The organism is uncultured Megasphaera sp., from assembly GCF_958350005.1.
Taxonomy (GTDB): domain Bacteria; phylum Bacillota; class Negativicutes; order Veillonellales; family Megasphaeraceae; genus Megasphaera.
Window position 1 is genome coordinate 1 of sequence record NZ_CATWFF010000052.1, and the last position, 11935, is coordinate 11935.

The 11935-nt window shown below is 52.5% G+C and carries 10 protein-coding genes; all 10 read right to left on the reverse strand.

Annotated elements, in window-relative coordinates:
- Positions 1-344 precede the first annotated feature (344 nt).
- Complete coding sequence (locus tag Q3886_RS04555; protein WP_301859985.1) at positions 345-1235, reverse strand: YitT family protein; 891 nt, start codon at positions 1233-1235, stop codon at positions 345-347.
- An 89-nt stretch (positions 1236-1324) separates the two neighbouring features.
- Complete coding sequence (locus Q3886_RS04560; protein ID WP_301859986.1) at positions 1325-2908, reverse strand: glycine betaine ABC transporter substrate-binding protein; 1584 nt, start codon at positions 2906-2908, stop codon at positions 1325-1327.
- The gene (locus Q3886_RS04565; RefSeq protein ID WP_301859987.1) at positions 2905-4047 is read right to left on the reverse strand and encodes an ABC transporter ATP-binding protein; all 1143 of its coding nucleotides are present in this window, start codon (positions 4045-4047) and stop codon (positions 2905-2907) included. Before Q3886_RS04565 ends, Q3886_RS04560 begins: the two co-directional genes overlap by 4 nt.
- 217 nt (positions 4048-4264) lie before the next feature.
- On the reverse strand, positions 4265-4900 hold the full coding sequence (locus Q3886_RS04570) for a response regulator transcription factor (protein WP_301859988.1): 636 nt from the start codon (positions 4898-4900) through the stop codon (positions 4265-4267).
- Positions 4890-6332, reverse strand: coding sequence for a sensor histidine kinase (locus Q3886_RS04575; protein WP_301859989.1), 1443 nt, complete (start codon positions 6330-6332; stop codon positions 4890-4892). Before Q3886_RS04575 ends, Q3886_RS04570 begins: the two co-directional genes overlap by 11 nt.
- Entirely contained in the window at positions 6329-7270 is a 942-nt protein-coding gene (gene phnD / locus Q3886_RS04580; RefSeq protein ID WP_301859990.1) for a phosphate/phosphite/phosphonate ABC transporter substrate-binding protein, read from the reverse strand. Before phnD ends, Q3886_RS04575 begins: the two co-directional genes overlap by 4 nt.
- A gap of 136 nt (positions 7271-7406) precedes the next feature.
- Positions 7407-8990 (reverse strand): glycine betaine ABC transporter substrate-binding protein, encoded by a 1584-nt coding sequence (locus Q3886_RS04585; protein WP_301859991.1) that lies wholly within the window; start codon positions 8988-8990, stop codon positions 7407-7409.
- Between the two features lie 213 nt (positions 8991-9203).
- On the reverse strand, positions 9204-10553 hold the full coding sequence (locus Q3886_RS04590; protein WP_301859992.1) for an MFS transporter: 1350 nt from the start codon (positions 10551-10553) through the stop codon (positions 9204-9206).
- A 184-nt stretch (positions 10554-10737) separates the two neighbouring features.
- Positions 10738-11259 carry a cysteine hydrolase family protein gene (locus Q3886_RS04595; RefSeq protein ID WP_301859993.1) on the reverse strand — a complete coding sequence of 174 codons (522 nt, stop codon included), beginning with the start codon at positions 11257-11259 and terminating at the stop codon, positions 10738-10740.
- A gap of 21 nt (positions 11260-11280) precedes the next feature.
- A complete protein-coding gene (locus Q3886_RS04600) occupies positions 11281-11871 on the reverse strand; it encodes a thiamine phosphate synthase (protein ID WP_301859994.1) in 591 nt (196 codons plus the stop codon).
- Positions 11872-11935 lie beyond the last annotated feature (64 nt).

The window sequence follows — 11935 nt, forward strand, 5'->3', positions numbered from 1 at the left end:
GCTTTATAGCTGCCGTTTTCACTGAAAACCGGTACAGAAGCGGCAAAGGCAGAAACACTCATAACAGAAACAGCAGCCAGTACGAAGAGGGAAACTTTTTTCTTTAACATATGCAATACATCCTTTCTGTGGAATACAGGTACATTCATGGTTCAGGCGCCTTAGTGTTTTATCTCCTTGGATGATTGTATTGTAACGCATGGCCATAAACATGTCTAATGCTTATGATAATAAAATTTACATGCTTTGCGAGCATGTAAATTTTGGCGATATTTATTCCATAACCTGGAATAGAGCAATAAAAAAACGGCCATCCATGTAGGATGACCGCTATGCTTCTCATATTATAACCGTTTTTTGAAGTTGCCTACGACATTGATGCTTTCATCTTCGATGATGAAGACGTTTTCGTCGTATTCACAGAGGACTTTGCGCAGGATAATGGCTTCGTTCTTGGCGACGACAGTGAGGAGAATATTGGTCTTTTCGCCGCTGTAGGCACCGATGCCCTGAATGGTCGTTACGCCGCGATGTACTTTTTCGAAAATCAGGTCTTCCATGCCTTCTTTTTTCGTGATGATCATCATGGTCATGGTAATGTTCTGCAGGTGAACGCGGTCGATGACGACGGCTGTGACTGCGGCAAACAGGATGGAGTATACAGCCGAGGAAATGTCATAAATGACCATGCACGCAGAAAAGACGAAGATATTGATGACTGTAAATACTTTGCCAACGCTCATGCTCTTGTATTTCTGCATGAGCAGGAGGCCCAGTATTTCTTCACCGCCGCCGCTTCCCTTGGACAGGAGGGTAATGCCGGCGCCAAGGCCGCATAAAATACCGCCGGCAACGGCAGCGGTAATGTTTTCCGGCAGCAGGCTGTGATCGGGAATGGGGACAAGGCTGAGGAGCACACTGTAGGCGATGACGCAGAGAATGGTCTTGACGATAAAATCGCCGCCAAAGCGCTTCATGGAGATGTACAGCAGCGGCAGATTCAGGAGAAAGTAGATGACGCCAATGGAGTTCGTCTGGCTCAGGGACAGGCCGGCTACGGTATCGACGACCCAGATGAGGAGCTGGGAAATGCCGAGAAAGCCGCCGTTGTACAGGTGGCAGGGAAGAATAAATACGTTGAAGCCAATAGAATACAGCAGCGATCCGCCCAGGATATAGCCCAGGACGCGCCAGTCGAATACGGAACGGTATTGTTTGGGAATAGACAGGTTCATACAGACTCTCCTTTACAGCTAGATATAAGTAAAAAGCCCCATGAAACATGGGGCTTTTTACGGGTCAATACACAGTCATACAGAACTGGTTATTGCGGCAGCAAGCCTTTCTTTACGAGGAATGCATGGGCGACTTCATGCGGATCCTGTCCGTCAATATCGACGGCATAGTTCATGTTCCGCATTTCTTCGTCTGTAATTTGTCCGTCCAGTTTTGCAAAGACGTCTTTCAGTTCAGGATATTTTTCAAATACGTCGGCACGCGTAAACGATACGGCATAGAAAGGCGGGAAGAACTGCATATCATCAGGCAGTTCCTTGAGCTGCATCTTCTTCAGCAGTGCGTCTGTAGAGAAGGCATCGACGACGTCAACTTCCCCGTTGGCAACGGCCTGATAGCGAATGGTTGCGTCCATGGCCTTGGCGTCTTTAAAGTGAACGCCATATTTCTTTTCCAGGCCTGGCAGGCAGTCTTCACGCTGCAGGAATTCTGCCGTACATCCCAGGGTAACGTCGTTGGCAATAGCCAGGAGATCACTCATTTTCGTCAGATTATGCTGCTGTGCAAATTCGGGCCGTACGCTGAGGACGTAGGTGTTGTTGAAGCCGAAAGGCTTGGAAACGACGACGTTGTCATTCTGTTTCAGCGTATCGTGTACTTCCTGGTATACTTTGTCCGGATTGGAATCCATCGGCAGTTTGGCGAAGTTCATAAGGGCTGTGCCCGTATATTCACAGAACGTATCAATGTCGCCGTTTTTCAGGGCACTGTAGCAGAAGTCTGCGCCGTTCAGGTTGAAGCGCCGTTCTACCTTGATGTCCGTGTAGTGTTCAATAAGGTCTTCATACATATAGCCCAGAATGAAGACTTCCGTGAAGTTGGACGTGCCGAGGACGATCTTCTTCTGTGAAGCTGTCTGGTAGTACGTGTAGCCTTTGTTGACCAGCGGTACGGCTACCAGAGCCAGGCACAGAGCAGAGACGACGACTTTCTTGAAGGTATGATTGGACTGGCTGTCGTTGGTAATTTCTGCAGCCGGTTTCAGGCCTTCCGGAACGAGGAGGCTTTCGGCCTGGGACAGAAGGTAGTCGATGAGCAGGGCCAGAATAGAAGCCGGAATGGCGCCGAGGAGAACCATGTCGATGTTCAGCCCAATGAGGCCCATGTTGATGAACCAGCCGAGACCGCCGGCGCCGGCAAAGGCGGCAATGGTCATGGTGCCGACAGCGGCAACGGCGCTGATGCGGATACCGGCCATGATAAAGGGCATGGCCAGAGGCAGTTCGACTTTCATGAGCTGCTGCCACGGCGACAGGCCAATGCCGTCAGCTGCTTCCATCGTATGAGGATCAATGCTCATGATGCCGGTGTAAGTGTTTTTAATAATCGGCAGCAGGGCGTATACGATGACCATGATGATAGCCGGCTTTTCGCCAATGCCGACGAACGGAACGGAGAAGGCCAGCAGGGCGATGCAGGGAATACTCTGCATCAGGTTGGCAATGCCGATGACGATATTGGCAGCCGATTTGTTTTTCGTAACGGCAATGCCCAGGGGCACGCCGATGAGGATTGACAGGAATACGGCCATGGTCGTCATATTCATGTGTTCCATGAACCGCATCCATACATCTGGATACTTAGCGAGTAATAAGGCAAAGAAACTGGTCATGACAAAATTCCTCCTTCGTTAGTGCTGGCAGTTTGATATTGACGGCTCAATACGAGGAGCAAACGGCTTTTTGTCAGGAACCCAGTTACTTCCTGGGCGTCGTTTACGACGGGGATGATGTTGAAATACGTGTAGTCAACGTTGTTGATAATATCTTTCAGCGTCGTATCTTCCGTAACCGTCTGGTAGTCATGGGAAATGAAATCAGTCAGCGGCATGCTGTAGGACTTGAAGTCCTTCAGGTCAGACAGCCAGATAATGCCTTCCAGCTTGCGGTGATTCGTGACGAGCACGCTGTCGACGCGGGCGTGGTTCATGACCTGCAGGGCCTGGATGAGCGTGCGGTCTGACGAAATGGAGCACGGGTTTTTCAGCATAATGTCCCGGGCTTTGATGAATTCCGGATTGGACCAGAGACGGTTCTTGCCGATAAAGGTCTTTACGTAGTCGTTGGCCGGTTTTTTCAGGATATTTTCTGGTGTGTCGCACTGGACGATGAAGCCGTTCTGAATGATGCAGATACGGTCGGCCATTTTAATGGCTTCGTCCATGTCGTGGGTGACGAAGACGATGGTTTTATGGAACCGTTTCTGCAGCTTTACGATAGAATCCTGCAGGTCACTGCGGGTCATGGGGTCCAGGGCGCTGAAAGGTTCATCCATGAGGATAATGTCCGGGTTGGTCGCAAAGGCGCGGGCTACGCCGACACGCTGTTTCTGGCCGCCTGACAGCTGGCACGGATAGAGATTGCGGTAACTTGCCGGATCGAGTTCGACCATGGACAGCAGTTCGTCAATGCGGGCGTCGATCATCTTGGGATCGTAGTTGTTAATGGTCAGGATGATGCGGATATTGTCGGCAATGGTCATATGCGGAAACAGGCCGGCATCCTGGACAACGTAGCCAATGCGGCGGCGCAGGCCAATACTGTCCTGTTTCTTTATGGATACGCCGTCAATGGAAATGTCGCCGCCGTTGATGTCATTCAGCTTGTTTATGGTCTTCAGCAGCGTCGTCTTCCCGCAGCCTGATGAGCCGATGAGGACCATAAATTCCCCGTCTTTGATTGTCAGGTTGATGGAATGGAGGACGAGCTTATCCTTGTAGGATTTTGTTACTTTTGAAAAGGTAATCATCATAAGCCTCCTTTTGCTTATAACAGGCAGCATGTTGTACTGCATTTATGTATCATACGACAAATAACGTTAAGGCAGGCTTAATATAGGAGGGATATGATTAAGAGTACGTTAAGATTGCAATATTTCTGTTAGAAACGGCGGAAAACAGGGAAAAACGGGAAACAGCCTGCATCGTTCCCCTGTAGAAAGAGGTACTATGCAGGCTGTTGGAAAGCATTTATTTCAGCAGATCATGTCTGATGGCATAGTCGACCAGATCGGCTTTGGTTGCACAGTGCAGTTTGTTCATGAGCCGCGTTTTATAGGTTGATACGGTTTTGATGGAAATAAACAGTTCATCGGCAATGGCCCCGAGGGAGTAGCCGCGGACCAGATACTGCAGTACTTCCTGTTCCCGGCAGGACAGTTCTTCCAGGGCTGTGTCCGGCGGCCCGGCGATCAGGCTGTCCAGCAGCATATGCGTATCTTCGGCGCTCAGGTAGCGGCCGCCCTGGGCGACGGTGCGGAGGGCCTGAAACAGTTCCGTGTCAATCGTGTCTTTGCAGAGATAGCCGTCGGCGCCCTGGGTCATGAGTTCTTTAATATACTGGTTTTCGCTGTACATCGTCAGAATGAGTACTTTTACCGGCAGGTGGCGGCGGCGGATTTCCCGCAGACAGTCAAGGCCTCCCATGACCGGCATGGACAGGTCCAGCAGGACTACGTCAACGTCGGCAGACTGCAGTTTTTCCAGCGTTTCCACCCCGTTGGAAGCTTCGGCGACGACCTGGAAATCATCCTGCGAGGCAAGGAGCAGCTTCAGTCCTGTCCGCAAGATGCGGTGGTCATCGGCCAGTAAGAGTTTAATTGGCATGATCTGTTCCTCCTTGTAATGACACGTCCTTCAGCGGAAGGGTAATGCAGATTGCCGTACCGCCCTGGGGCAGGCTGGAAATCTGAAAGGTTCCGCTGAGCAGTTCTGTCCGTTCCTGCATGCTGGCCAGGCCCAGGTGATTATCGAGCCGTGCTTTTTCGGCCATATCCCGGCTGAGGCCAATGCCGTTGTCGGTAATGGTCAAGGTCAGTGTCCTGTCTGTCGCAGCAAGGGAGATATGAGCGGCTGTGGCCCTGGCATGGCGGACAATATTGGTCAGCCCTTCCTGCATCATGCGGTAGCAGAGCAGGGAAACGGGGCGGGGCAGGTCTGTGCAGTCGCCGTCGTGAACGAAGGTAACCTCTATCTGGGGCTGGGCCCGGCGGAACGTATCCAGATATTTTTCCATAGCCGCAACCAGACCCAGATCGTCGAGCAGAGGCGGGTGCAGATTGACGGCCAGGTGCCGGAGTCCTTCCAGGGTTTCCTTCGTCAGGGTACTTACGTTTTCCACCAGTTCCCGTACAGATGCATCGGGGATACGGTCCCGGATAATTCGCAAATAAGCCAGCATGGAAACCATGGACTGACTTGTTTCGTCGTGAAGTTCCCGGGAAATGCGCCGCCGTTCGTCTTCCCGGGCCGAAAAGAGCTGGCTGATGAGCTGCATGCGCAGCCGTTCTTTTTCCTGCAGCGTCTGGAGAAGGCGGGAATTTTCCTGATCTCTGGCGTACAGCCGGGAAGACAGGGTGTTGAAGGCCCGGGCCAGACGGCCCATGTCGTCATCTGCCTGGGGCTCTACTTTGACGCAGTAGTTGCCCCGTCCCAGCTGGCGGACAGCAAGGGACATGGTGCGAATAGGCTTTAGAAAACTGTGGGCAAAGCGCGTAGCCAGCCAGGAAGCGGCCAGGCAGATCAGCAGGACAAGGGTGATGATTTCCGCAAAGCGACGGCGCATGAGTTCAGACATGGGCCCTTCAGTCAGGCCAATGCGGAAATAGCCGATCAGGCCGTCGTCAATGGGATAGAGCACTTCCCGGATCATTCCTTCATTACTGTCGAACAGCATGGTGTCGGTCTTCTGGTCCGGCCGGCGCTGACGGACTGGCGGCAGGCCCTGGGGCAGGCCGTCCGTAAAGGTGCTGGCTATGATGTGTCCGTTTGGCAAGGTGACCATAATATAGCGGATCTGGCTGTTTACGGTCTGAATATGTACGAGCTGCTCTGTAATGCTGAAGCGGTCGTCCAGAAGGATGTCGTCGCCTATGGCTGTGCTCAGGGCCTGGCCGATTTCCAGGCCTGCCGTGTCCAGCTCCCGCTCCATTTGCGTCCGCGTCGTGTACAGCATGAGACTGCCAATGAGGACGCCGCAGATAAAAATGGCGCCCACAATGAGGACGTTAAATTTTACGTACAGACTGTATTTTTTCATTCAGGCCTCCCGGTGCGGTGCATACGCAGGGCATACTGGCGGCGAAGCTCGTCATAGGCGCCGGGCACAGGCGGCACAAAGGCGTCGATCTGGATGGACTTCATCGCCTCCTGCAGGGACGGATCAGTATGCATGGTGTAAAAAATCTGCCGCAGCTTGTCTTTTTCCTGTTCCGGCAGGTCCCTGCGCATAATGACCGGCCCTGTAGGCGCCTCGGGCAGGACGGCAAAGATCCGGATCTGCTGACACAGCTGGGGATTGGTCTGCCGGACAAAATCGTATATCTGACTGTCAATGCTGGCGCCGTCGGCCAGGTGGTTGGCTACGGCCCAGATCGATTTATCGTGATTATAGGTATAGAAAAAGCGCTTAAAATACGTACTGGCTGAGGTCCCGCGCTCACTGAGCAGGGAATCGACTGCCAGCCGTCCGGAATAGCTCAGGGGGTCCGTAAAGGCAAAGGTCCGGCCCTGGAGCTGACTGAAATCGGTAATATCCGTGTCGGCGCCGGTAATCAGGTACGTGCTGTAGTACACGGAACCACTCGTTTCGGCCATGGCCAGCAGTTCTGCAGGCGGCACATTCTGATAAGCACAGTAGGCGCCTGTGGAAAAGAAGGCAATGTCGGCGCCGCCGCTGCTCATCAGCTTGTTGAGTTCTTCATAAGAGCGGCGCTGAATCAGCACGGCAGGCCGTCCCTGCTTCCGGGCAATATAGTTGACGATAATCTGGTAGGACTGGCGCGTTTCTTTCGGGGAAATGACGGAGGCGAAGGCAATGCGCAGCGGCGCTTCTGCGGTGGAACTGGTCTGAGCCTGCTGAGGCTGAGACTGCGTGAAGTCAATGGCGCCGTCGGTCCTGCGGCATCCGGCAGCATATACGAGAATACATGCTGCCAGTGCCAGGACGAAGCAGCCTACCCATTTTGCACCCTTCATACGCTAACCCTCCTGTATCACGAACTATCCTTTATTTTATTATACGGTATAGACAGGAAAGATTGCAAAAAATAGGGGCATAAAAAAATACTCTCCCATCATGAACGGGAGAGTATGGGCCTGAAAGATGCAGCAGTTACTGCGGCAGCAGGCCTTTGCGGATGAGAAATTCCCGCGCTGTCTGATGCGGGTCCTGTCCGTCTACGTCGACGGCGTAATTCATGGCCCGCATGTCTTCTTCTGAAATCTGGCCGTCTAATTTGGCAAAAAGAGGCTGCAGTTCCGGATAGCGGTCGAAGAGATCGGCCCGCGTAAGGGCGACGGCATAAAAAGGCGGAAAGAAATGCACGTCATCAGGAAGGGGCTGGAGATTCATTTTTTTCAGCAGTCCATCTGTAGAAAAGGCATCAATAACGTCGACGTCGCCATTGGCCAGGGCCTGATAGCGCAGGGTAGAATCCATAGGCCGGACGGCGCCGAAGTGAACGCCAAAACGGGATTCAATCCCGGACAGGCCGTCTTCGCGGTGGAGAAATTCAGAGGTACAGCCCAGGGTCGTTGTGTCGGCCATGGCCAGGAGATCGCTCATGGCAGTCAGCCCGTTGGCCTGGGCGAATTCAGGGCGCACGCTGAACACATAGGTGTTGTTAAAGCCCAGCGGCCTGGACGTAACGACGTCGTAGCGCGTCAGCAGCGTATGCTGTACCTGTCTGTAGACGGCGTCAGGGTCGGAGTTCAGCGGCTCGTGAAGGACGTTCATCAGCACGGTTCCCGTATAGCCGACGAAGGTGTCAATATCGCCGTGAGTCAGGGCACTGAAGCAGAAGGCAGCTCCGCTCAGGTTAAATCGCCGTTCTACGCGGATATCCGTGTAATGCGTGACCAGGTCTTCATACAGATATCCTAAAATAAGTACTTCTGTAAAATTGGACGTGCCAATGACAATTTTTTTCTCCGTTGCCGTGCGGTACCAGCCGTAGCCCTGATGAGCCATGGGCAGCAGGAACAGGAGGGCGCAGATACTGGCGACGACGGCTTTTTTGAGCTTCTGCCGGGGACGGTGGTTCCGCACTTCCCCCGGCTTTTTTAGGCCTTCTGATACGAGCAGGGCTTCAGCGTGGGAGAAGGCATAATCGAGGAGCAGGGCCAGCAGCGACGCCGGAATGGCGCCGAGCAGTACCATATCGGCATTGAGGCTGATAAGCCCCATGTTGATAAACCAGCCGAGACCGCCGGCGCCGGCAAAGGCGGCAACGGTCATGGTGCCGACAGCGGCGACAGTACTGATGCGCACGCCTGTCATAACAAAGGGCATGGCCAGGGGGATTTCGAAATAGCGCAGTTTCTGCCATGTTGACAGGCCAATGCCGTCGGCTGCTTCCAGGGCATGGGCGTCAATGCGCATCAGGCCCGTATAGGTGTTTTTGATGATCGGCAGCAGGGCATAGATGATTACCATGAGAATGGCCGGTTTTTCGCCAATGCCGACCAGGGGAATGGCCAGCGCGAGCAGGGCAATGCTGGGCAGGCTCTGCATGATGTTGGCTGTGCCAATGACCAGGCGGGCGAGGCGGCGGTTTTTGGTAATGACGACGCCTAAGGGAACGCCTATGAGAATAGAGAGGAATACAGCCAGCGTTGTCATATTCATGTGTTCTATAAACCGCATCCATACGTCGGGATATGTTTCCTGCACTAAGGCGATGAACGAGTGGGTCATGATAAGGGAACTCCTTGTCCTGTAAAAAGAATTAAATATATCCGTAGTATACAGGAAAATATGTTAATGCAGCGTTAATAAAGCACGTAATAGATTAATATAATACAAAAGCACCCCGGAGACAGCAGCAGTTACTGCCGTTCCCGGTGTGCTTGGTGCAGCGTCCCTGATGGGGGACTTCATTATGCATCCTATGTTGTGAATTGATGGGAATCAGTCTTCTTTGGGTTTGGCGTTCCAGACGAGGAGGGCCAGGAGCGTGGAAACGACGGCTGCGCCGACCCAGAATTCCGTAGCCAGGCCGAAGTCATAGACCTTTTCGCCGCCTACGACAGTAATGGTCATGAGCTTGCCTGTAATAAATTCCTGAATAGCTGCGCCGGCATAGCTCAGCAGGCCGATCATGCCCATAGCTGCGCCGGTAACGCGTTTCGGCACAATATCGACAGCCATGAGGCCGCCCATGTAGCAGACCAGAGCGCCCATGGTAAAGCCGTAGAAGGTCATGCACAGCATGTCCATCGTGAAGGACTGGGGAGCCCAGACGAAGCCGGCAATGGACAGGGAATAGAGAATACCATAGATCAGGGCCGGTGCATTGCGCTTGTGATTGAAGAACTTGTCCGAAATGACGCCGCACAGGAGGGCACCGAAGATGCCGGCGACCTGCATGTAGGCCATAACGCCGGCAGCCCCCATGATGTCATAGCCTTTCTGGGAAGTCAGGTAGACGACGCCCCAGCTTTCGACGGCGTAGCGGGCAATGTATACGCACAGCGATGACAGGCCGAGAATCCAGACAGCCGGATTTTTTACGACAGCATTCCACTGCATGGAGCCGACAGATTTTTTCTTTTCCGCATCAATTTGTTCCTGCGTCTTTTCGCCGTAGTAGACGGCGCCATTGGGCAGGCCCTGTGTTTCCGGACGGTCGCTCATGCCGAAGTAAATAAAGGCCGTGCCGATAAGGGAAATAATGCCGGCCGAAATGAAGCCCATAGACCAGTTATAGGCCGATACGATGGCGGCAATAGCAAAATAGGCAAAGGAAGAGCCCAGATTATGACTCGTAAACCAGACGCCGTACAAGGTGCCGCGCTGTTTGTTGCTGAACCACTGATTGAGGGCGACAATGGACGGGCCGGCGCCGTAGGACTGGAACCAGCCGTTCAGGCCCCAGAGAATGGCCAGGGGAACAAAGGAATTCACCAGACCCATGCCGACCATGGTCAGGGACGAAATAAACAGGCCAAATGAAAAAAAGCGCTTGTTGTTCATGCGGTCTGCCAGGAAACTGTTCGTAAATTTACCCAGACCGTAGGTGATGAAGAAAATAGAACCAATAATACCAATTTCCGTTGGGGTTACAATTCCCGATGCCAGCAGAGGCTTTTTGATGACCGAATAGCTCTGCCGGATGATGTAATAAAAGGCGTAGCCAATGGTAATGGAAGCAAAGACGCGCCAGCGCATAGCGTTAAACTTTTTCTTTACCTCATCGGCGTCAGAAATCTGGGCGATGTCCGGGCCGGTTTTAAAGAACTGCCATAATACATTAAGCATACTGAAAAACTCCTTTCGCCAATACCGTATTATAATGGTTTAAACATGTTAGATATAATGTATTATAATCGGCCAGGCTGTACTGGCGGTATAGGAAAAATTCTGATTTTTCTGTAGGAATTTTTCTGACACGAAAAAACGCAGGCTCTCCTGGGCAGAGAACCTGCGTTTTATAACAGCAGTATTATAGAATGTCAATCTGACAGGCTTCCATGGCTTTCAGTGCCGTCTGGTGCCGTTCCGGCGTTACGCCGGCACAGCAGGAACTGTCGACGCAGATTTCCTTTTCCGGGTAGAAGGCCTTCAGCAGCAGGGCGTTGGAAATGACGCAGATATCGGTGCACAGGCCCATGAGGACGAGGCGGTCATAATCGGCCACTTCTTCAATCAGGTCGGTGCAGCCAAAAGTCGGCTTTTCCAGCACCGTGGCAAACAGCGTATACGGCAGGAGCTGCCGGCAGATCTGCCATCCCTTTGTATCGCGGATGCAGTGGGGCACAGGGAGCTTTTTCCCTTCCTGCCGATCCAGGTAGTCATCGCCGTGGGTGTCCTGCGTAAAGATGAGATCTGTATGGACCGTTTCATCTTTTTTGCTGGCCATAATCTTTGCGTCAATGCGGGGCACAATGGCCTGGGCTTCTTTCGTTCCCAGCGCGCCGTCAATAAAGTCATTCTGCATATCAATGATAATATAAGCCTGGTTCATGAAATACACCTTCCTGAACGGTTACTGCCGCAGTTCACGAATATATTCCGGCACGTCAGGGCAGGTCATGAGACCGGACATGAGGGCAACGCCCGTAATAGGCGTGTCATGGAGTTTCTGCACCGTCTGGGGCGTAATGCCGCCCAGTGCGTATACCGGAATGGACACGGCCTGACAAATGGCATTTACCATTTCCGGGCCAATAGGAGGCAGCGTTTTTTTACAGTCCGTCGGGAACACATGGCTGGCCATGATGTACGTCGCTCCCAGTTCTTCGGCCCGCTTGGCTTCTTCCGGCGTATGGACGGAAACGCCCAGGGTCGTCATGTAGTATAACAGGGACGAATGGGTTTCCAGATATTCCAGAGAGCACTGGAAGCGGGGCACGCGCAGGCGGACGGCCACCTTTCCAAAATGATGAAGTACACAGGTTTTGCCGTGCATATTGCACAGGCGCAGTGCTTTTTTGGCATAATCGGTGTATTCTTCTTCAGATAATGTTTTTTCACGTAAAATGACGTAGTCTACATCAGAAGCAGTAATTTGTTCCAGCTGATCCCAATAGTTCGTCTTGGCAAGCTCATGATTCGTTACGGCAGCAATTTTTAACACGATAGTATCACCTGATTGTATAATATTGTAACGACAGAAATAGTTTATATATACTACTATACAG

Excerpts from the sequence above, each read along its gene's own strand:
- Q3886_RS04570 (WP_301859988.1), bottom strand. The coding sequence starts at position 4,900 with ATGCCAATTAAACTCTTACTGGCCGATGACCACCGCATCTTGCGGACA.
- Q3886_RS04590 (WP_301859992.1), bottom strand. The coding sequence starts at position 10,553 with ATGCTTAATGTATTATGGCAGTTCTTTAAAACCGGCCCGGACATCGCC.
- Q3886_RS04585 (WP_301859991.1), bottom strand. The coding sequence starts at position 8,990 with ATGACCCACTCGTTCATCGCCTTAGTGCAGGAAACATATCCCGACGTA.
- Q3886_RS04565 (WP_301859987.1), bottom strand. The coding sequence starts at position 4,047 with ATGATGATTACCTTTTCAAAAGTAACAAAATCCTACAAGGATAAGCTC.
- Q3886_RS04575 (WP_301859989.1), bottom strand. The coding sequence starts at position 6,332 with ATGAAAAAATACAGTCTGTACGTAAAATTTAACGTCCTCATTGTGGGC.
- Q3886_RS04560 (WP_301859986.1), bottom strand. The coding sequence starts at position 2,908 with ATGACCAGTTTCTTTGCCTTATTACTCGCTAAGTATCCAGATGTATGG.
- Q3886_RS04595 (WP_301859993.1), bottom strand. The coding sequence starts at position 11,259 with ATGAACCAGGCTTATATTATCATTGATATGCAGAATGACTTTATTGAC.
- Q3886_RS04555 (WP_301859985.1), bottom strand. The coding sequence starts at position 1,235 with ATGAACCTGTCTATTCCCAAACAATACCGTTCCGTATTCGACTGGCGC.
- phnD (WP_301859990.1), bottom strand. The coding sequence starts at position 7,270 with ATGAAGGGTGCAAAATGGGTAGGCTGCTTCGTCCTGGCACTGGCAGCA.